The organism is Janthinobacterium sp. PSRC1-1, assembly GCF_049897525.1.
Taxonomy (GTDB): Bacteria; Pseudomonadota; Gammaproteobacteria; order Burkholderiales; family Burkholderiaceae_D; genus Janthinobacterium; species Janthinobacterium tructae.
This window is the reverse complement of the sequence record NZ_JAFCWK010000009.1, coordinates 180,557-200,809: the sequence shown is the minus strand read 5'-3', so window position 1 is coordinate 200,809 and position 20,253 is coordinate 180,557. Positions and strand designations below refer to the sequence as shown.

At 65.6% G+C, this 20,253-nt stretch carries 15 protein-coding genes; 6 read left to right on the top strand and 9 right to left on the bottom strand.

Translation table 11 applies throughout. The features are described 5' to 3' along the window. Positions 1-142: 142 nt before the first annotated feature. Both leuA and ACP7DW_RS20260 read left to right on the top strand, forming a co-directional pair. Positions 143-1,849, top strand: coding sequence for a 2-isopropylmalate synthase (gene leuA, locus ACP7DW_RS20265; protein ID WP_426056372.1), 1,707 nt, complete (start codon positions 143-145; stop codon positions 1,847-1,849). A gap of 169 nt (positions 1,850-2,018) precedes the next feature. Beyond that, on the top strand, positions 2,019-3,623 hold the full coding sequence (locus ACP7DW_RS20260) for a methyl-accepting chemotaxis protein (protein ID WP_426056371.1): 1,605 nt from the start codon (positions 2,019-2,021) through the stop codon (positions 3,621-3,623). 5 nt (positions 3,624-3,628) lie between these two features. Here ACP7DW_RS20260 and egtB read toward each other — a convergent pair whose 3' ends face one another. Next, complete coding sequence (gene egtB / locus ACP7DW_RS20255; RefSeq protein WP_426056370.1) at positions 3,629-4,861, bottom strand: ergothioneine biosynthesis protein EgtB; 1,233 nt, start codon at positions 4,859-4,861, stop codon at positions 3,629-3,631. Positions 4,862-5,012: 151 nt separating this feature from the next. Further along, complete coding sequence (egtD, locus tag ACP7DW_RS20250) at positions 5,013-6,005, bottom strand: L-histidine N(alpha)-methyltransferase (RefSeq protein WP_426056369.1); 993 nt, start codon at positions 6,003-6,005, stop codon at positions 5,013-5,015. Positions 6,006-6,325: 320 nt separating this feature from the next. Between egtD and ACP7DW_RS20245 the strand changes: the two genes are divergently transcribed. The 3 genes from ACP7DW_RS20245 (at position 6,326) to ACP7DW_RS20235 (ending at position 13,249) form a co-directional block, all read left to right on the top strand. Further along, complete coding sequence (locus ACP7DW_RS20245; protein WP_141168680.1) at positions 6,326-7,018, top strand: ABC transporter ATP-binding protein; 693 nt, start codon at positions 6,326-6,328, stop codon at positions 7,016-7,018. 179 nt (positions 7,019-7,197) lie between these two features. Continuing rightward, complete coding sequence (locus ACP7DW_RS20240; protein ID WP_034786045.1) at positions 7,198-7,485, top strand: hypothetical protein; 288 nt, start codon at positions 7,198-7,200, stop codon at positions 7,483-7,485. Between the two features lie 286 nt (positions 7,486-7,771). Continuing rightward, on the top strand, positions 7,772-13,249 hold the full coding sequence (locus ACP7DW_RS20235; protein WP_426056368.1) for a CHAT domain-containing protein: 5,478 nt from the start codon (positions 7,772-7,774) through the stop codon (positions 13,247-13,249). Here the strand turns inward: ACP7DW_RS20235 and ACP7DW_RS20230 are convergent. The 6 genes from ACP7DW_RS20230 to ACP7DW_RS20205 all read right to left on the bottom strand — a co-directional run bounded on the left by ACP7DW_RS20230 (position 13,182) and on the right by ACP7DW_RS20205 (position 18,755). Next, entirely contained in the window at positions 13,182-13,943 is a 762-nt protein-coding gene (locus tag ACP7DW_RS20230; RefSeq protein ID WP_077402770.1) for a GNAT family N-acetyltransferase, read from the bottom strand. The two genes, ACP7DW_RS20235 and ACP7DW_RS20230, sit on opposite strands and share 68 nt — an antisense overlap. Positions 13,944-14,096: 153 nt before the next feature. Continuing rightward, the gene (fdhD, locus tag ACP7DW_RS20225) at positions 14,097-14,924 is read right to left on the bottom strand and encodes a formate dehydrogenase accessory sulfurtransferase FdhD (protein WP_426056367.1); all 828 of its coding nucleotides are present in this window, start codon (positions 14,922-14,924) and stop codon (positions 14,097-14,099) included. 70 nt (positions 14,925-14,994) lie between these two features. After that, a complete protein-coding gene (locus ACP7DW_RS20220) occupies positions 14,995-15,693 on the bottom strand; it encodes a hypothetical protein (protein ID WP_426056366.1) in 699 nt (232 codons plus the stop codon). Positions 15,694-15,786: 93 nt separating this feature from the next. Beyond that, a complete protein-coding gene (locus ACP7DW_RS20215; protein ID WP_426056399.1) occupies positions 15,787-17,244 on the bottom strand; it encodes a Ppx/GppA phosphatase family protein in 1,458 nt (485 codons plus the stop codon). Positions 17,245-17,407: 163 nt separating this feature from the next. Beyond that, a complete protein-coding gene (locus ACP7DW_RS20210; protein ID WP_099759686.1) occupies positions 17,408-18,490 on the bottom strand; it encodes a calcium:proton antiporter in 1,083 nt (360 codons plus the stop codon). 88 nt (positions 18,491-18,578) lie between these two features. Then, positions 18,579-18,755 (bottom strand): hypothetical protein, encoded by a 177-nt coding sequence (locus ACP7DW_RS20205; RefSeq protein WP_426056365.1) that lies wholly within the window; start codon positions 18,753-18,755, stop codon positions 18,579-18,581. On the opposite strand from ACP7DW_RS20205, the gene ACP7DW_RS20200 reads away from it, so the two are divergent. Continuing rightward, the gene (locus tag ACP7DW_RS20200) at positions 18,754-19,068 is read left to right on the top strand and encodes a hypothetical protein (protein ID WP_426056364.1); all 315 of its coding nucleotides are present in this window, start codon (positions 18,754-18,756) and stop codon (positions 19,066-19,068) included. The two genes, ACP7DW_RS20205 and ACP7DW_RS20200, sit on opposite strands and share 2 nt — an antisense overlap. A 6-nt stretch (positions 19,069-19,074) precedes the next feature. On the opposite strand, the gene ACP7DW_RS20195 is transcribed toward ACP7DW_RS20200, so the two are convergent. Further along, complete coding sequence (locus ACP7DW_RS20195) at positions 19,075-20,226, bottom strand: diguanylate cyclase (protein ID WP_426056363.1); 1,152 nt, start codon at positions 20,224-20,226, stop codon at positions 19,075-19,077. Positions 20,227-20,253: the final 27 nt, after the last annotated feature.

The following is a 20,253-nucleotide window of genomic DNA, read 5'->3' as shown; positions in this document are numbered from 1 at the left end:
GACGCGACCGCCCCCGCTGGCGCCGTTGCTCTGCTTTGCCTGCTAAAACTACCGACCGCTTGCCTGGCCTAGTGTTGCGTGGCCGCCCGGCAAGCTTGCGCCACAACCATTGATTTCCCCCTATCTTCAGGAGTACCCGATCATGATGTTGCAAAACCCAGCTTCCAAATACCGCGCTTTTCCTCCCGTCAAATTGACCGACCGTCAATGGCCGAACCAGATCATCAGCAAACCGCCTATCTGGATGAGTACCGACTTGCGCGACGGCAACCAGTCCTTGATCGAGCCGATGAGCGCGGAAAAGAAGCTGCGCTTCTTCGAGATGCTGATCGCCATCGGCCTGAAGGAAATCGAAGTGGGTTTCCCATCGGCATCGCAGACGGATTTCGACTTCGTGCGCAAACTCGTCGATGAAGGCCGCATCCCGGACGACGTCACCATCATCGTGCTGACCCAGTCGCGCGAAGAATTGATACGCCGCACAGTGGAATCGGTCGTCGGCGCCAAGCGCGCCATCGTGCACCTGTACAACTCCGTGGCGCCCGTGTTCCGCAAGGTCGTGTTCGGCATGTCGCGCGAAGAAATCACCAACATCGCCACCACCGGCACCACCCTGGTCAAACAGCTGGTGGCGCAGCATCCGCAAACGGAATGGGGCTTCGAATACACGCCGGAATCGTTTTCCACCACGGAACTCGATTTCTCCAAGCATATCTGCGACGCCGTCAGCGCCATCTGGAAGCCGACGCCGGCCAACAAGATGATCATCAACTTGCCATCGACCGTGGAATGCAGCACGCCCAACGTATATGCGGACCAGATCGAATGGATGTCGCGCAAGCTGGCGCGCCGCGATTCCATCATCATCAGCGTGCACCCGCATAACGACCGCGGCACGGCCGTCGCGTCGGCCGAGCTGGCCGTGATGGCGGGCGCCGACCGCGTGGAAGGCTGCTTGTTCGGCAATGGCGAGCGCACGGGCAACGTCGACCTCGTCACTTTGGCGATGAATTTGTACACGCAGGGCGTGCATCCGGGCCTGGATTTCTCCGACATCGATACCGTGCGCAAGTGCGTGGAAGAGTGCAACCAGTTGCCCGTCCACCCGCGCCACCCGTATGCGGGCGACCTGGTCTTCACGGCATTCTCCGGCTCGCACCAGGATGCCATCAAAAAAGGTTTTGCCAAGCAACAACCGGACAGCATCTGGGAAGTGCCGTATTTGCCGATCGACCCGGCCGACCTGGGCCGCAGCTACGACGCCGTGATCCGCGTCAACAGCCAGTCCGGCAAGGGCGGCATGGCGTACTTGCTGGAACAGGAATACGGCCTGGTCTTGCCGCGCCGCCTGCAGATCGAATTCTCGCGCGCCGTGCAAGCCGTGGCCGACGCCACGGGCCGCGAAATCGCCGCGCAGGATATCCACGACATCTTCCAGAAGGAATACCTGCAGCAGACGGCGCCGTACGCCTACGCCGCGCACCGCATGGTGGAAGACACCAGCAGCGACGAGTCCGTGCAAATCGACATCAGCCTGTCGCACCGCCAGACGCCGCTGGCCCTGCAAGGCGGCGGTAACGGCCCCATCGACGCCTTCGTCAATGCGCTGGGCCTGGACATCAAATTGATGGATTACCATGAGCACTCGATCGGCTCGGGCGCCAACGCGCAAGCGGCGTGCTACGTGGAATTGCGCCTCGATAATGGCCCGACCCTGTTCGGCGCCGCCATCGACAGCAATATCGTCACCGCCTCGTTCAAGGCCGTCTTGTCGGCCGTGAACCGCCGCATCGGGCAGACGGAGGCCGAAAAAACAACAGCGGCCGACGTGGCGGCCAGCGCCGCCTGAGCACGACTCGGGCACCCCTCATAGGGAGAAAAAGCGGTATGGCTTGATCGCCGTGCCGCTTTTTCATTTCTCCAAAGCAATTGTTGCTGCAAAAGAAGTATCTTGCACCGTATAATCGTTTCATAATAAGACCACCGGAGACAGATTATTAGCTACCGAGGGAATCAGTATGAAATTGACGGATATGAAGATAGGCGTGCGCCTGGGCGCCGGTTTTGGCGTGGTGCTGCTGCTGATGGCAGTGCTGGTAGGCACGGGATTGTTGCGCCTGGAAAAAATCGGCGGGCTCAGCGAGTCCATCATCGAGCAAGACTGGGCCAAGGCCGACGCCATCGCCACCATCCGCAGCACCACGCGTTCGAACGCGGCGCTCGTTCTGGAACTGTTCATCCATGAAGATCCTGCCCGCGCCAACGCCATCCACGGCGAAATCGATGCCAACAAGGCCATCATCAGCGATGCGCTGGTCGTGCTCGACCGTCTGGTCGTGCTGCCTGAAGGCAAGGAACTGCTGGCTACCCTGAAGCAGCAGCGCAAGGCCTATGTCGTCTCGTTCAGCCAGGCCGACAAGCTGCTGATGGCGGGACAACGCGCGGAAGCGGCCGTGCATGTGCGCGACGATACGCTGCCCGCCCTGAACCGCTTGCAAAAGACGGTGAACCAACTGAACGAGCTGCAGCGCGCGGTGGTCGTGCATGGCGGCCAGCAAATCCAGCACAATATTACAGCAGCCAATATGCTGATGGCCAGCCTGGGCACGGCCGCCCTGCTGCTGGGCGTGCTCTTTGCCTGGTGGGTCACGCGCTCGATCACCACGCCCATCGCGTATGCCCTGCGCGTGGCGCAAGCCGTGGCCGCAGGCGACCTGAGCAGTAAAATCGTGGCCGACGGCAAGGATGAAACGGGCCAGCTGCTGCAGGCGCTGCGCGACATGAATACCAGCCTGGCCACCATCGTGGGGCAAGTACGTGGCGGCACGGGCACCATCGCCGTGGCGTCGAGCCAGATTGCCAGCGGCAATGCCGACCTGTCGGCCCGCACGGAAGCGCAGGCCAGCGCGCTGGAAGAAACGGCCTCGTCGATGATCGAACTGACGAGCACCGTACGCAGCAACAGCGACAATGCGCGCCAGGCGGACAGCCTGGCCCGCTCGGCATCCACCATCGCCCAGCGCGGCGGCACGGCCATGGCGGAAGTGATCGGCACCATGGATGCCATCAATGCCTCCTCGCGCAAGATCGTCGACATCATCGCCGTCATCGACGGCATCGCCTTCCAGACGAATATCCTGGCCCTGAACGCGGCCGTGGAAGCGGCGCGTGCCGGCGAACAGGGACGCGGCTTTGCCGTGGTGGCCACCGAAGTGCGCAACCTGGCGCAGCGCTCGGCGGCGGCGGCCAAGGAAATCAAGGAACTCATTGCCGACTCCGTCAACCGCGTGGGACAGGGCGCGCAGCTGGTCAGCCAGGCGGGCGCCACGATGGATGAAGTGGTGGCCAGCGTGGGCCGGGTCAGCGCCATCGTCGGTGAAATCAGCGTCGCCAACCACGAGCAGAGCGAAGGCATCGAGCAGATCAATGCCGCCATCATGCAGATGGACCAGACAACCCAGCAGAATGCGGCCCTGGTCGAGGAAGCGGCCGCGGCAGCGGCAGCCATGCACGAACAGGCGGGCGAACTGGAAACCCTCGTCAGCCAGTTCAAGCTGGAACAGAACGCCAGCGCCAAGGCGCCGCCCCGCCCTGCGCCAACCGCCACCCCGCGCTTGAACTAGTTCAGCTATTCCACCTGGCGCGCCAGGCGGATGCCGGAAAATTGCCAGCGCGCACCAGCCGGAAAGAAATTGCGGTAGCTGGCGCGCGCATGGCCGGCCGGCGTGGCGCACGACGAGCCGCGCAGCACATACTGGTTCAGCATGAACTTGCCGTTGTACTCGCCCAGCGCCCCGGGCGCCGTGCGGTAGCCGGGATATGGCGCGTAGCTGCTGCTGGTCCACTGCCAGCAGTGGCCGAACATTTGCCGCAGTCCCGCTCCCGGCGCACCAGCGGCCGGATGCAGCTGCCCCGTTTCCACGGCGACGCCTTGCGCCGCCACTTCCCACTCCGCTTCCGTCGGCAGGCGCGCGCCAGCCCAGTGCGCATAGGCATCGGCCTCGAACAGCGACAAATGCGTGGCCGGCGCCTGCAGGTCGAGCGGGCGCAGCCCGAACAAGGTGAATTCCTGCCAGTGACCCGCCGCGTCGCGCTGCCAGTACAGCGGACATGCCAGCTGCGCGCTGCGCACCCAGTCCCAGCCTTCGGCCAGCCACAGGTGCGCCGAGCGGTAGCCGCCCGCCTCGATGAAGGCGAGAAACTCGCCATTCGTCACCAGCGCAGTGGCCAGCTCGAACGGCGCCACATATTGCGGATGGCGCGGCAATTCATTGTCGAAGCAAAAACCGTCGCCCGCATGGCCGATCTGCGCCAGGCCGCCGTCAAACGCAAGCCAGGCCGTGGGCTGCGCGGGTTGTTGCGCTGGCGGCGCGGCGTTGTCAAGATAAGGGGGAAACAGCGCGCTCTGCGCCAGCAAGTGTTTCACGTCCGTCAACAGCAACTCCTGGTGCTGCTGCTCGTGTTCGAGGCCCAGCGCCAGCAGCATGGTCAGGCGTTCGCGCTCGGGCCGCGCCAGCTCGCCCGCCAGCAGGCGGGCGATGCGCGCATCGACATCGATCCGGTAGGCGCGCACTTGCGCCATGCCGGGGCGCGTCAGCAAGCCCCGCTGGGCACGCGGATGCTTCTCGCCCACGCCGTTGTAATAGGAATTGAACAGCACGCGGAAGGCGGGGTGAAATGGCGCGAACGCCGCTTCCATGCTTTCCAGAATAAACGTTTCGAAAAACCAGGTGGTATGCGCCAGATGCCATTTCACGGGACTGGCGTCCGGCATCGACTGCGCGCCGCAATCCTCGTCGGACAGGGGTTCGGCCAGCAGTAGCGAGTGCTGGCGCACTGTATTGTAATAATCGATCAGCATGGTAGTTTTTTGTCTTGTGTTGGCATCTTGAACGCCTGACAAAACCGTAGCGAGCGGCAGTGATTTGTGGCTAAGAAGCGCAACCGTACTTTAGTACGGTGAGCATCGCAGGCCGCAAAGCGCGACGCGCAGTAGGTTTGGTCAGGCGTTGTTAGTCTCTGATGACACGGGCGTAAATGACGGCAAACCACTGCTGCGGGTCCGTCCAGACTTGTACGGTGGAAAACCCCGCCTGCTCCAGCAAGCCGACGAAGCTGGCGCGCGTGTATTTATAGCTGTCTTCCGTATGGATGCGTTCGCCTTTCGCGAAGCGCCGCTGGCCACCTTTCCAATGGACAACTTGTTCGCTGCGCGCTTCCAGGTGCATTTCCACGCGGCGCTCGTCGGCATTGAAAAAGCCGTGGTGCTGCCAGGCGCGCACGTCGAAGTCCGCGCCGATCAGGCCGTTCACGTGGCGCAGCATGTTCAGGTTGAAGGCGGCCGTGACGCCCAGCGCATCGTCATAAGCGGCGTCGAGGATGGCGTCGTCCTTGATCAGGTCGACGCCGATCAGCAAGCCGCCATCGCCGTCCGCATTCGCGCGCAGGCGGCGCAAAAAAGCGGTCGCTTGTTCAGGCGCAAAATTGCCGATCGACGAGCCGGGATAGAAGAACAAGCGCCGCGCCTCGCGCACGCTGTCGGGCAAGTCCAGGCGGCTGGAGAAATCCAGGCCCAGGCCCGTCATCTCGATGTGCGGAAAGCGCTGCTGCAGCCGGCCCAGCGATTCACTGAGGAAATCATAGGAAATATCCACGGCCACATACTGGGCCGGGTGCAGCAGGGGGAACAGGCTGGCGGCCTTGGCGCAATTACCCGCCCCCAGGTCGATCAGGGTGCTGCCCGGCCCCACGGCGTGCGCGATCTCGGCGCCGTGACGGGCGAAGATGGCCGCCTCCGTGCGCGTCGGATAATACTCGGGCAAGGCGCAGATGGCCTCGAACAGTTTCGAGCCCAGCGCGTCGTACAGGTACTTGGGCGAGGTCCAGGCCGCGCGCGCCAGCAGGCCGCTGCTGATCTCGACTATCGTGGCAGGAGTGGCGCTGGCCACTCGGACGTTGCTGGCGGGAGACAAATCTGACTGCGGTTGCGCGAGTGGCATGGTCATGGGTTGGCGTCGTCTATCAAGGTTCACGAAGGGCTTGCACGGTCAGCCACCGGGCGCCGCCCCTGCCACAGTGGTTTGCGGGCGCCTTTTCCGATGACTTTTTCCCATCATAGCGGAATCCGCACAAGCCAGCCGTGCGACAGGTAACGCAAGATCAAATGAGCAGTGTGCACACAAAGTGGGTATTGCCCAGCAAGAATGATAAGCCTGTCGTATACTACACATTGCCGGCCAAACAATCCGCGCCCCTTTGCAGTTCCCAGGCCCCCCTCTCCCCCGCGTGCCTCCCTTTACGATAGCCGTTATTAATCAAGATCACCATGCTCGAATTGCGCCATCTGTCGAAGTCCTATGCCCATGCCCGTCCCGTGCTGGCCAACATTTCCTGCCGCTTCAAGGCAGGGGAATTCATCGCCATCATGGGTGACTCGGGCGTCGGCAAGTCGACCTTGCTGAACCTGATCGCCGGCCTCGATACGCCCGATGCGGGTGCCGAAGCGCACCCTATCCTGGTGGACGGCATCGCCATGTCCAGCCTCGATGACGCCGCCGCCACCCGGCTGCGTCGCGCCCGCATGGGCTTTATCTTCCAGGCCTTCCACGTCTTGCCGCACCTGACCCTGCTGCAAAACGTGGCCCTGCCGCTGCTGCTCAACGGACTGCCCCAGGAGCGTGCCGCCAGCATGCTCGAAGCGGTCGGCCTGGGCGGCCGCGGCGGCGACTTTCCGCAGCAATTGTCCGGCGGCGAAATGCAGCGCGTGGCCATTGCCCGCGCGCTCGTGCACAAGCCGGCGCTGGTGCTGGCCGATGAGCCGACCGGCAACCTCGATCCCGATACGGCGCACAGCATCCTGCAATTGCTGCGCGCTGAAATCAAGGCCAACGGCAGTTGCGCGATCATGGTCACGCATTCGCTGGCCGCCGCCGAAATGGCGGACAGAACCATGATCCTGACGAAAGACGGCTTACAAAATACAACAACCGTCGACCAAATTGATCAAACAATCAGTTAATTTAACTGACCATCTTTCACAAGTTTTGTTATCGTAGTATTATTGAAAACACTTGCCTGGTTATCAATGTTGTAACGCGAATGGTATCACGTCACCCGGAGAGCCTTACTGCGATGACGAACTATAGCTGGGACCACATACAGTGGTCTCGTCCCTTGCATAACCTGAAGGAGGAGTAAATGAACGTTCGCCAAAAGAAGCTGGAAATGATTGAAGCGATGAACCGGGCGCGTGCGCTCGAACCATCGAGTTTTGTGCCCAACAAGCTGCTCGATACCCTGATCGAGAAGATGAACCTGAAAAATGATGCGGAACTGTGCCGTGTTCTGGAAGTCCAGCCTCCCATCATCAGCAAGATTCGTCACGGCAAACTGTCGGTCGGTGCAACAATTTTATTGCGCATGCATGAAAAATCGGACATCACCATCCGCGAACTGAAGGAACTGTCCGCCACGCCAGTCCATTGAATGAGCCGCTGTTGTAATGCCATGCCAGGCACCCAGGTCCCCGGCGCCAAGAACTTTTGCCATGCAATTCGCGTAGTTCGCTCACCGCACAACATCCGAGCACGATAGCGAAGAGACCCAGCCCAAACCATGCTGACCGTTTCTCTGCCCACCCGCTACAGCGCCATCCCCGCTTTGACTCCGCATTCCCCCTGCCAGCCAGCATTTCCACTCAAACTTGATCTGACACAACACGCATAGTCTCCGCAGGCATCAAGGTCAGCTTTTAACCAGTGATCCCAACGGCATGTCCAGCGACCCTCTTGCGCCGCCCGTGCTGCGCCTGACGCTCACGCGCGATCCCCTCGCCGACGCCGGCGACTGCCCCGCCGCGCCCGGCTGGCACAGCGAGACCCACGTGCTGTCGGGCGCGCGCGGCATCGGCAGTTGCCGCACGGCACTCGATATCGGTCCGGCCGACGTGGTGCAACTGCTGCTGTGCGACGGCAGTTCGCTGCTGGCGAGCAGCCTGGACCTGCCACGCTACCTGGGGCCGGCCACGGCGGCACGCGACGGCGCGCCCGCCAGCATCGAGGTGGGGCTGGCCTTGCGCCCGCAGGCGGCGCGCCTGCCGCCCGGCGCCAGCCGCGACGGCCTGGGCGCCTGGATGCTGCGGGCCGTGCGCGTGTACCGCTGCGGCGCCGCCGCCATGACGGCGCTGGCGGCGGCAGGCGCCTTCCAGGACCGCCAGCTGGAACAGCGCCTGGGCCTGTACCGCTGCGGCATCGAAGCGGGCAGCATGACATCCGTCGCCAGCGTGCCCGCCGGGCCGGAACCGGTACTGCTGCTGTTGCACGGCACGGCGTCGTCGACCCAGCGCAGCTTTGGCGGCCTGTGGCGCAATGGCCTGGCGCCGCAGCTGGCGGCGCAGTACGGCAACCGCATCTACGGCTACGAGCACCGCAGCCTCAGCGACAGCCCCATCGAGAACGCGCTGGCCCTCGTGCGCCAGTTGCCGCACGGCGCCGTGCTGCATCTGCTGGCCCATTCGCGCGGCGGCCTGGTGGGCGAATTGCTGGCGCGCGCGCAGCGCATCGACAGCCGCGGCGCCGTCGACCTGGCTGGCGACGGCCTGGAACGGCTGAGCGAAAACACGGTGGGCGGCGAAGCGTTCAACAGCCACGATATCGAACACTTCACGGCGCAGGCACGGCTGGGCGGACGCGGCGGCCACGACGCGGATGCGGCGCGCCTGCGCACACTGGGCGAGGAGTTGAAGACGCGCGCCATCCGCATCGCCCGCTTCGTGCGCGTGGCCTGCCCGGCGCGCGGCACCACCTTGATGTCGGGCCGGCTCGACCGCTGGGCCAGCGTGATGTGCAACCTGCTGCCGCGGGACGATGTGCCCGATGGCGGCTTGGCCTTCCTGCTGGCCGTGGTGCAGCAGCGCTGCGACGCGCGCATCCTGCCGGGCCTGGAAGCGATGATGCCCGACTCGCCCCTGGTGGCGCTGCTCAACGCGCCCGACGTGCGCGTGGCCAGCCCGCTGCACGTGCTGGCCGGCGCGTGCAGCGGCGAAGGCTTGCTGGGCTGGCTGGCCGACTGCCTCGGCGACCAGCTGTACGGCGGCCAGAACGACCTGGTGGTCAACTGCGCCTCGATGGCGGGCGGCGCCACGCGCAGCACGCCGGTGCGGCAACTGCTGCTGCGCGGGCCGCACACGCACCACCTGAACTACTTCGAGCGCGCAGCGTCCGGCCTGGCGGCAGTGCAGGCGCTGACGGGCGACGACACCGCCTACCAGCCGCTGGCCGGCATCGAGCACGGCGCGCTGGGACGCGGCGGCGAAGTGCCGAAGCGGCGCGCGCACGCCCCCATCGTGCTGCTGCTGCCCGATATCATGGGCAGTCATCTGCAAGTGGGCAGCAACCGCATCTGGTTCGACCCCGTCAACCTGGTCGAAGGGCGCATCGAGCGCCTGGCCGTGGGCCAGCCGCACATCGTCAGCGCCGGCTGGATCGAATCGTGCTATGAGCCGTTTGCCCGCTTTCTCGCGCAAAGCCAGGAAGTACGGCCCTTTACGTATGACTGGCGTTTGTCGCTGCAGCACTCCGGCAACGCCTTCCTGCCCGTGCTGGACGAGGCCATGCGCGACGCCGAACAGCGCGGACAGCCGTTGCGCATCGTTGCCCACGGCATGGGCGGGCTGGTAGCGCGCCTGGCATTGAAGGACCGCTGGCAGCGCTTCGGCGCCCTGCCCGGCAGCCGATTGCTGCAGGTGGGCACGGCCAACAGGGGCACGCAAGCGATGGTGCAAGTGCTGCTGGGACGCGATCGGCTGGTGCGGATGCTGGCCTGCTGGATCGGCTGGAAGCACACGCGGCGCCAGTTTCTCGGCTTCGTGCGCGCCTTTCCCGGCGTGCTGGAGATGCTGCCGTGGCCGCAGCCGCAGGTGGCCGGCAGCATCGATTATTTCGACAGCGGCGCCTGGGCGCAACTGGCCGCCGGCGACGCGCAAGCGGGCCTGCCCGACGGCTGGCAGGCGCCCGAGGCGCCAGCGCTGGCGGCGGCGCGCGCCACCGTGGCCCTGCTGGAGGCCGCCCCGCCCGATGCCCGCCATTGCAGCTACCTGGCCGGCTGCGCCGACACGCCGGTGGCGCTGCGCCTGCGCGACGGCGGCATCGAGACGGCCTGGTCGCCGGACGGCGATGGCCGCACGGCCTGGCAAGGCGCGGTCCCGGACGGGGTGGAAGCGTGCTACCTGCCGGTGGCGCATGGCGACCTGCTGCTGCAAAAAGAAACCTACCCGGCCATCGCGCAACTGCTCGACAACGGCCAGGGCGCGGGCCTGTCCCGGCGCCCGCCGCACGCGCCTGGCGGCGACCCGCCGCGCTTCCGTGCGTACGCTCCCGCTGCGCGGCCGCTGTACCCGCAGCCGCAGGAACTGCTCGACGCCGCCCTCGGCGCCGCCGGCCCCGCCAGCGCGCCGGAGAGCCGCGCGCCGCAGCTGAGCCTATCCGTCATCCACGGCAGCATGGCCTCGGCCGACGCGCCCGTCATGAGCGGCTGCTACGCGTTCGAATCGCTGCGCGGCAGCATGAGTTTTCTCGACCGCCTGCTGGCGGGCAAGCTGCAGGAAATCCACGCGCTGGGGCGCTTCCCGCAACGTCCCGACTCCGCCCTGGTGGTGCTGCAGCCCGATGCGGCGCGCCGGCCCGGCGGCGCCATCGTCATCGGCCTGGGCGCGCTGGGCGAACTGACGCCCGGCGAACTGGCGCGCGCCTTCGCCGGCGGCCTGCTCGAATACGCGTGCGTCTGCCTGCAGGTGCGCGCCGCCGGCCACGTGGCCGCGCCGCCGATGGGCGCACACGGCTTGCGCGTGGCCAGCCTGCTGTCCGGTTCCGGCTACGGCGGCTTGAGCATCGCCCTGTGCGCGCGGGCGCTGATCGACGGCGCGCGCAGCGCCAACCGGCGCCTGGAAGACGCGGGCATGGCGTGCCGCATCGGCCATATCGCCATCTACGAACAGTCCGAGGCGCGCGCCATCGCCGCCGCCGTGGCCATCGAGCAGATCATGGCCGAAGCGCGCTACCAAGGCAGCTTCACGTTCGAGCGGCGCATCCGCCACAGCCCGGGCGGCTACCGGCGCATCCTGCCCAGCCTGAGCGGCGACAATGGCTGGCGCCGCGTGCAGATCGTCGCCGCGGACCTCTCCGGCGCGCTGCGCTTCACCGTACTGACGGACCGCGCCCACAACAGCGTCGACGAGGAGCCGAACCAGCGCCAGGCCGTCGATGGCCTGATCATGGACGCCACCGACAACACCACCGACCAGCCGGGCCTGTCGCGCGCGCTGTACGAACTGATGCTGCCCAATGGGCTGAAGGCGGCCATCCCCGAGATGCGCGGCCTGATCCTGGCCGTCGACCAGAGCGCCGCCATCTATCCATGGGAGCTGATGCGCGACGAGGCGGGCAGCGAGGAAAGCCCGCTGTCGACGCGCATCGGCATGGTGCGCCAGCTGGCCAGCCTGCGCGAGCAGCCATCGGCCGTCAGCCCGCCCAGCAACAGCGTGCTGGTGATCGGCGACACCGATTCCGGCCTGCCCGAACTGCCCGCCGCGCAAGCCGAGGCGCAGGACGTGGCGCGCATGTTCGGCGCGCACGGCTACCAGGTGCGCGAGCTGCTGCGCCCGCAGGCGCAGCGCGTGCTTGTGCACCTGTTCGACGAGCGCTATTTCGCCATCCACCTGGCCGGCCACGGTGAAGTGGCGGGACCCGGCATCGCCCACACGGGCCTGGTGCTGGGACCGAAGACGCGGCTGACGGCGGCGCAGGTGGGCAAGCTCAAACGCGTGCCGCAATTCGTCTTCATCAATTGCTGCCACCTGGGCGACATGCGCCCGGACGCCGTCGCGCCGTGGTCGAAACTGGCCGCCAGCCTGGCCACGGCCTTCATTGAAATGGGTTCGCAGGCGGTGATCGCGGCCGGCTGGCGCATCGACGACCAGGCCGCCAGCATCTTCGCGCACAGCTTTTATCACGCCATGCTGAGCGGCGAATACTTCGGCGACGCCGTACGCCAGGCGCGCGAGGCGGCGTATCTGCAATTTCCTGCCTCGAACACCTGGGGCGCCTACCAGGCGTATGGCGACGACCGCTACCGTTTCCCGAATACCCGGAGCCGGCCCTGGCAGGCGCCCGACTACCACTACCACGGCCACCTGCTGGCTGACCTGGAAACCCTGCACGCATGCCTGGCGGGCGCCGATCCGGCGCGCCGCGCGGCCATCGAGGAAAAGCTGGCCAGCATCGAGCAAGCCGTGCGCGCGCGCTTCTTCGGCTGCGCCGACATCCGCGAAAACATGGCCGCCACGCGCGCCGGCCTGGGGGGACTGGAGAACACCCTGCGCGCCATCGAACACTACCGGGCGGCGCACAGCGCGGCCGACGGCAAGGTGGGCTTGCACGCGCTGGCGCACTGGGCGGAACTGGAGATACGCCAGGGCGCGGCCCTGTGCGGCATCGATGCGGGCGCCGGCATCGAGGTGCCTGGCGTGCCGGATATGGCGCAGGGACGGCAGTTGCTGCAGGATGGGAAACAGCATATCGACCTGCTGGTGGCGCTGGCGCCCACGGCGCAGCGCCTGGCCCTGCTGGGACGCTACTGGGCCTTGCAGGCACGCCTGGCCTGCGCCGGGGGGAGCTCCGGCGCGCCGGCGCTGCGCGCCATGACCGACGCCTGCCTGGCCGCGCTGGAAGAAGCGCGGCGGCGCAGCGGCGTGGCCGACTGCGACCTGATTTTTCAGGTGCTGGCGGGCGCCCTGCTGTTGAAAGCCCATGGCGCCAGCGACGCCTGGCGCGCACTCGATGCGCAACTGGGCGACTTGCTGCACGACGCCATCGCCTATGCGCGCCAGCGCCACGCGGACGAACACCGCGCCATCGACGCCGGCGCCCCCGTGCGCGCCGCCCTGCTGGCGGCCCTTTGGCACGTGCCGGACGGCCAGCCGTTCGACGCGCCCGCGCGCGCCGCTTTCCTGGCCCTGTACCACGACGCCGTGCGGCGCCACGGCAGCATCGGCGAACCCGAAGCGATCACCGTGCCGCTGCGCTTCCTGCTCGAACTGCTGCCGCCCGACAGCGCGAATACCGGCTTGCGCAGCGCCGTGCAGGCGCTGGCCAGCCAGCTGCAGTCCTCACTGCCCGGCATTAACCTTAGCCAGGCACCACGCCATAATGGCGCGCATAGCGCTCGTCCAGATTCGCCAGCGGCATCATCATGAACATGTCGGCGCTTTCGAAATCAGGGTCCCACGCCGGTTCGCCGCAAATCCAGGCGCCCGAACGCAGATAGCCCTTGATCAGCGGCGGCACCTGCGGCTTGTGCGCCGCTTCCACCTGGTGGATGGGGAAAGGCAGATGCGGCGTGACGCGGTATTCGCTTGGGGCCATGTGCTTTTCGGCCAGCGCCTGGTACACGGCAACGGCGTTATGCCCGCCATCGGCCAGGCTGATGCTGGCGCAGCCGACCAGGTAGTCGCAGCGCTCGCGGCGCATGTACTCGGCCAGGCCCGACCACAGCAGCATGATCACGCTGCCGCCCCGGTATTTCGGGTGGATGCAGGCGCGGCCCGCTTCGACCATGCGGCCGCGCAGGTTTTTCAGGCGGCTCAGGTCGAACTCGTTTTCCGCATACAGCCGGCCGATCTTGGCCGCCTTGGCCGCGCTCAGCACGCGGTAGGTGCCCACCACTTTCAGGGTATCGGCATCGCGCACGATCAGATGATCGCAATGCGCGTCGAATTCATCGCTGTCGAGGCCATCGGCATTGGCCAGCGACGTCAAGCCCATGGTCTCGATAAACACCTTGTAACGCAAACGCTGGACTTCGCGCAATTCGGCCGCGGTAGTGGCCTGGCTCAGCACCAGTTGAACCGGCCGGGCCTTGGCTTCGTTTGATGCGACTATGTTTTGCATGGTTTCATCCCCTGTGATCAAGACGACTCCAGCGTACTTGTCTAATATGTCAGGAAAATGACAGCCAAATGTCATTTCCATGACGCAAGTCAATGTCAGGGGAAGAGCGTGCGCATTTACCACACTCGCCGGCGCCGTCAGTGAAAACGCCGCTTACAGCGTGATGCCGGGCGTGTAGTCGACGAAAGCATCCTGGCGGCAAAAGCCCACCAGTTTCATGCGCGCCTGCGTGGCGATGGAAATGGCCAGCGAGCTGGGGGCGGAAATCGTCGCCAACAGGGGAATCTGCATGCGCGCCGCCTTGCGCGCCAGCTCGTAGCTGCCGCGGCTGGACAGGAACACGAAGCCGCGCCGCATGTCGACAGCGTGCAGCGCGAGGTGGCCAATGAGCTTGTCGAGACCATTGTGTCGGCCGACATCCTCGAACACGTGCACGATAGCGCCATCGGGCGTGCACCAGGCGGCCGCATGCACGCCGCCCGTTGCCTGCATCAGCGTTTGGTGTTCGCGCAAGCCGCTCGACGCGCGCGCCAGCGCGGCCGGCAGGTCGACCTGGATCAGGGACGGCGGCAGCGCCTGCGGCTGCAAGTCGAGCATGTCGATGCTGTCGATGCCGCACACGCCGCAGCCCGTGCGGCCCGTCAGCTGGCGGCGCCGGTCCTTCAGGCGCACGAAATCTTCCTGCGCGATGCGCAAGGACACTTCGGCGGAATCGGGGCGCAGGAACACTTCACAGTCGAAGATGGCGCCGGCCGAAGCGACCACGCCTTCCGTCAGCGCGAAGCCATAGGCAAACGCTTCCAGGTCGCGCGGGGTGGCCATCATGACGACGTGGGAAATGCCATTGAAGACCAGCGCCACGGGGATTTCCTCGGCGACGTGGTCGATGGCATCGGTGGACTGGCCCGCGCGGTGGCGAACGATGGCGCGCTCGACGAAGCCGGCGCGTTCACTACTGATTTCTTCTGACATGGCAACCATGGGGGAACTATCACAGGCCCCATGGTAAACCAGAACGGGCAAGCGGGGGGCGGCCCCTCCGCTGGCGCCATCAATCCTTCTTCGGACGGCCCGTTTTCAGCTGCGGCAAGCCGGCCAGCACGTTTTGCAGGGTGGCCAGGTCGATCTGGCTGATCAGCGCCACGCCGATGCGCAGCAATTCGCTTTTCTTGATCTCGAAACCGGCCTTCAGGCAAGCTTTCTTGACCTGGCCCAAGACTTCATATTCCGCTTCGGGCATGGTGAAGCTGTCGCGCACCAGTTTCGGCTTGCGGGCTTTTTCCTTGACGGCGGCGACCTTGGCGACAGGCGCTTTTTTCGCGGCGGCTGGCTTGGCGGCCGCTTTGGCCACCGGTTTGACGGCGGCTTTCGCTGCCGGCTTGGCGACGGTCTTGGCGGCTGGTTTCGCAGCAACCTTGGCGGCCGGCTTGGCAGCGGCTTTGGCGACTGGCTTGGCCACAGCGGGTTTGGCCACGACGGCCTTGGCCGCCGGTTTGGCGACGGGTGCCTTGGCTACCGCAGGCTTGGCGGCAACAGGCTTGACTGCCGCCGGCTTCGCAGCGGCGGCTTTGGCGGCCACTGGCTTGGCTGCGGCCTTGGCCACCGGCTTGGCGGCCGGCTTGGCTGCCGGCTTTGCCGCAGGCTTGGCGGCCGGTGCGGCCTTGGCTGCGGCCGCATTGATCGAGGCGCTGGTGGGGAACATCGATACGGTCGCGCTGTCGGCTTTTTTCACTGGGACGGTTTTGGTCATGAATTTTCCAATCTAATAAATAATATAAACAATATATACTCTTTTTTGAAATCTTGCTTGCTGCACATCAAGCCATGCGCACGGCATGCGCCGTCAAGCGCTGGCGCGGATGGTGAAATCGACGCCGACCTCATCCCAGAATTCCTGCTCCTTCTCGATCCAGAACGACACGGTGGGATGGTGCGCCACCCAGCCGCGCTTGATGTCGAGCTCGATGCGGCTCTTCATGCGCAGGCGCAGTTCGCTGAAATCGGCTTCGATGCGCGCATGCATGAGCAGAATCGACAGGCGCAGCGCCAGCACGGCCTTGGCGAAATCGGCGTCGGACAGCACTTCGCCGATCTTGCGCAAGTTGCCCTTCTGCGCCAGGATCAGGCGGCTCATGGTCTTCTGTTCGCGCGTGGTAAAGCCGGGCAAGTCCGCGTTTTCCACGATGTAGGATGCGTGCTTGTGGTAGCCCGTCTGCGACACGGCCAGACCCACTTCGTGCAGCAGGCTGCTCCAGCGCAGGCATTTCACCAAAGCGTCGGACGTGGGCTTGAGCTGCGCATACATGGCCAGCGCCTGCTCGGCCACCCGGCCGGCACGCTGCTGGTCGATATGGAATTTCTCCATGCAGCCCTGCACCGATTGTTCGCGGCGGTCGCGCTTGGTCGAGCGCAGGTACAAATCCCACATCACGCCCATGCGCAGGCCCGCCTCGATCGGCGTCATGGCGGGAATGGCCAGCTCGCGGAACAGGCCGATCAAGATGGCCAGGCCGCCGACGATGGTGCTGGCGCGATCGGGGCGCAAACCGGGCATGTCGATGCGGCTGGTGTGACCGAGCTCGATGAAGCGCCGCGCCAGCGCATCGAGGCTGGCGCTCGTGAGCAGGCCGTCGCCCAGCTTGTTGCGGGCGATGATGTCGGCGATCGTGCGGATGGTGCCGGAAGAGCCATACGCCGTCTTCCAGTGCTGCGGACCGAATGGCGGCGCGCCATCCTCGAAATGGCTGCGCGCCGAAAGGATGGCCGCCTCGAACGACGGCGCGTCGATGCGCCCGCCGATGAAGAACGACAGGCTTTGCTTGACGGTGCCCAGGCTGAACGACTCGACGCGCTCGATATCGTTGCCGCGCCCCAGTATCAGTTCGGTCGAGCCGCCGCCGATATCCATCACCAGCCGGCGTTCGCCGGGAATGGCCAGCGCATTGGCCACGCCCATGTAGATCAAGCGCCCCTCTTCCTCGCCCGAGATGATTTCGATCGGGTAGCCGATGGCTTGCTCGGCCAGCGGCAGGAAGACGGCGCCATTGCGCGCCACGCGCATGGCCGACGTGGCCACCACGCGCACGGCATCGAGTTCGAAACCGGCGAGGATGGCGCGAAAGCGCTGCAGGCAAGCCAGCGCACCCTGCATGGCCGCCTCGGTCAGGTCGCCATTGGCGTCCAGGCCAGCGGCCAGGCGTATCGGGTCGCGCACGCTCTTGACCACGCGGATGGTGTCGCCATCATGCTTGCCGACGTGTAAACGAAAACTGTTGGACCCCAGGTCCACCGCTGCATACATACTGGCCTCTTGTCTTGTCATTGCTGTGCCAACCGAAAAAGTTGGCAAAATCAGTTGCTAAACTATATAAATCATTTAGACGATTTAAAAATCCTACCACACTACCCCCATCGTATGACAGCGGCGTGACAGGATTGTGACAAAACAGCAGACGTACGGCGGCTTATGGGACGATGGTGGTAAATAAGTAAACGGCAAAAATCACCAGGTGCACCGTGCCCTGCATGACCGTGGTGCGGCCCGTGCCCAGCGACAGCGTGGCCACCATCAGCGACAGCAGCAGCAGCACCGTCGATTTGATATCGAGTCCGAGGGTGATCGTCAGGCCCGTGGCCAGCGACACCACCACCACGGCGGGAATGGTCAGGCCGATGCTGGCCAGCGCGGAGCCGAGGGCCAGGTTCAAACTCGTTTGCAAACGGTTGGCGCGCGCGGCGCGCACGGCGGCCAGGCCTTCGGGCAGCAGCACGATGGCGGCGATGACGATGCCGACCAGGGTTTTCGGCGCGCCCATGGCGGCGATCGCCGTCTCCAGCGCGGGCGCCAGCGACTTGGCCAACAGCACCACGGCGCCCAGGCACACCAGCAGCGCGCCGGCGCTGACCCAGGCGACGGTGGGCGTGGGCGGCGCCGCATGCACCTCTTCGTCGCCGACGGCTTCCTTGGGCAGGAAGTAGTCGCGGTGGCGCACCGTCTGCACCAGCACGAAGGTGCCGTACAGGACCAGCGAGATGACGGCGATGAAAATGAGCTGGCTGGAGTTGTAGTACGGACCGGCGGCGCTGGAGGTGTAATTCGGCAGCACCAGCGTCAGGATGGCGATGGCCGCCAGGGTGGCCAGCGACGCGCTCACGCCCAGCAGGCCGAAGGTCTGCTCGCGGTGGCGCCCGGCGCCCAGCAGCAGGCAGATGCCGACGATGCCGTTCAAAATGATCATGATGGCGGCAAACACGGTGTCGCGCGCCAGTCCCGTCGTTTCCGGCCCGCCGGCCAGCATCAGCGAGACGATCAGCGCCACCTCGATCAGGGTCACGGCCAGCGCCAGCACCAGGGTGCCATACGGTTCGCCGATGCGGTGCGCCACCACTTCCGCATGGTACACGGCGGCCAGCACGCTGCCGATCAGGCCAGCCACCAGCAGGATCTGATAGTAGCCGCCGACATTGAAGGTGGAACCGAACAGGAACAGCCAGCCGGCGAGGGGGGCGGCAAGCGGCCATACAGGCAGGGATTTGAGCATTTTCATTATGGGCCTGGCAAGAGTAAGAAAGGGGAACCGCGGTGCGGACGACAAGAGGGGCCGAGCGAGCACCCCACAGCATAACTTGCCTAGCTTAAATGAAAGTTAGAGAATGCACATGTTCTGCGTAGCGGCGTCCGGCATGGCCTGTCTGGTAACATACCGTTGCAATTTTCTTGTCTTTTTGCTTGCTGCCGCCGTCATACTGCAGGGCAAGCCTTACCGGCAACGACCAGGGACAGACCATGATTTCAATAAACAACACGGCCATGCGCACGCTCTTCTTCGCGGGCAGCGTATTTTGCGCCGCCGCATACGCGGACACGCCGCCGGCGCGCGCAGCGCAGGTTGACGCGAACTGGGCCACCCCGCCTGCGCCTGCCGCTGAAGCAAAGTGGCAAGACAGCCTGCCGCCCGCGCCACCGGTGGCGCCGCGCGAAGAAAAGATCCTGCCCAAAAGCGAATGGCTCACCGTCGAGCCGATGAAGGCGCCTGACCGGCGCTGCGATCCCGGGCTCGACGCCCTGTTCCTGAGCAAGGAATGCGGCAAGGAACCGAGCTGGCTGGGCTCGCGCAAGAAGTAAGCCGATTCAAATATCCAGGGTGCGGGCGCCTTGCGCTTCCACCACCCGGTTGCGGCCCGCCTGCTTGGCCGCCTGCAGCGCCTCGTCAGCCCGCTTGAACAGGCTGACGGTGCTGTCCTCGGCGCGGATGGTGGTCACGCCCAGGCTGGCCGTCAGCTGCAGCACGGCGCGTTCCGTCTTGACCGGCAGCGCTTCGACGGAGGCGCGGATACGCTCGGCCACCATCAGCGCATCGGCCAGCGTCGTGCGCGGCAGCTGGATGGCGAATTCGGCGCCGCCCAGGCGACCCATCAGGTCGCTGTCGCGCAATTGCTGGCGGCACGTGTCGACGATGGTTTTGAGCACCGCATCGCCCACCGGATGGCCATAGCTGTCGTTGACTCTTTTAAAGTGGTCGATATTGAGCACCACCAGGGCCGTCGGCAAGCCGGGCCGGCGCGCCAGCGCCATCCACGGCGCCAGCGCCTGGTAAAAGCCGCGCCGGTTCGGCACGCCCGTGGCCGCATCGAGCACCTCCAGGCGCGCCAGTTCGCCGCCCAGTTTTTCACGCGACAGCAGCAGGTAGCCGAAGGCGTTCGTCAGCATCATCAGGTACAGGGCGCCAAAACCGGCCAGCTGCAGCAGCTCGGCGTCCACATCCGGCACGGCGGCGGCGAGCACGCCGCGCGCGGCGATCAGCAGCGACAGGATGCCCATGCTGACGACGAGGAAGCGGCGCAGCATGCTCGCCTCGCGCCATTTGAGGCACAGCGCGGCCACGCCGGCGAGGAAAAAGCCGGCCACGATCAGCGAGCCGCCGGCGCTGCGCAGCAGCGGCGCCACGTCCAACAGGTAGCAGGCGGCAAACAGCGCCACCGACACACCCAGCGCCGGCAGCACGGTGCGGCGCCAGCCGCTGCGCCCGGCCGCCTGCCACAGCGCGCCCGCGTCGAGCGCCATGCCGGCAAACAGCAAGCTGTTGCCCAGCAAGATGGACAGCATATCGGGCAAGACGCCGCGGAAATACAGCAAACACCAGGCCACGGCCTGGCATTGCTTGGCCACCGCCCAGGTGGACAGGCTGAGCGACTTCTTGCGCTCGTACTCGAAGAAGAACAGGGCCGCGCACAGGCTCAGGTTGCCGAGCGCCAGGGCCAGTACCAGGGTCTTGATATCCATGGGCTACGCTATCGATGCGCAGGCGCG

Coding starts and splice junctions, on each gene's coding strand:
- egtD (WP_426056369.1), bottom strand. CDS start 6,005: ATGACCATGCCACTCGCGCAACCGCAGTCAGATTTGTCTCCCGCCAGC.
- leuA (WP_426056372.1), top strand. CDS start 143: ATGATGTTGCAAAACCCAGCTTCCAAATACCGCGCTTTTCCTCCCGTC.
- ACP7DW_RS20215 (WP_426056399.1), bottom strand. CDS start 17,244: ATGTATGCAGCGGTGGACCTGGGGTCCAACAGTTTTCGTTTACACGTC.
- ACP7DW_RS20235 (WP_426056368.1), top strand. CDS start 7,772: ATGTCCAGCGACCCTCTTGCGCCGCCCGTGCTGCGCCTGACGCTCACG.
- ACP7DW_RS20240 (WP_034786045.1), top strand. CDS start 7,198: ATGAACGTTCGCCAAAAGAAGCTGGAAATGATTGAAGCGATGAACCGG.
- ACP7DW_RS20230 (WP_077402770.1), bottom strand. CDS start 13,943: ATGCAAAACATAGTCGCATCAAACGAAGCCAAGGCCCGGCCGGTTCAA.
- ACP7DW_RS20260 (WP_426056371.1), top strand. CDS start 2,019: ATGAAATTGACGGATATGAAGATAGGCGTGCGCCTGGGCGCCGGTTTT.
- ACP7DW_RS20200 (WP_426056364.1), top strand. CDS start 18,754: ATGCGCACGCTCTTCTTCGCGGGCAGCGTATTTTGCGCCGCCGCATAC.
- ACP7DW_RS20245 (WP_141168680.1), top strand. CDS start 6,326: ATGCTCGAATTGCGCCATCTGTCGAAGTCCTATGCCCATGCCCGTCCC.
- fdhD (WP_426056367.1), bottom strand. CDS start 14,924: ATGGTTGCCATGTCAGAAGAAATCAGTAGTGAACGCGCCGGCTTCGTC.
- ACP7DW_RS20205 (WP_426056365.1), bottom strand. CDS start 18,755: ATGGCCGTGTTGTTTATTGAAATCATGGTCTGTCCCTGGTCGTTGCCG.
- ACP7DW_RS20195 (WP_426056363.1), bottom strand. CDS start 20,226: ATGGATATCAAGACCCTGGTACTGGCCCTGGCGCTCGGCAACCTGAGC.
- ACP7DW_RS20210 (WP_099759686.1), bottom strand. CDS start 18,490: ATGAAAATGCTCAAATCCCTGCCTGTATGGCCGCTTGCCGCCCCCCTC.
- egtB (WP_426056370.1), bottom strand. CDS start 4,861: ATGCTGATCGATTATTACAATACAGTGCGCCAGCACTCGCTACTGCTG.
- ACP7DW_RS20220 (WP_426056366.1), bottom strand. CDS start 15,693: ATGACCAAAACCGTCCCAGTGAAAAAAGCCGACAGCGCGACCGTATCG.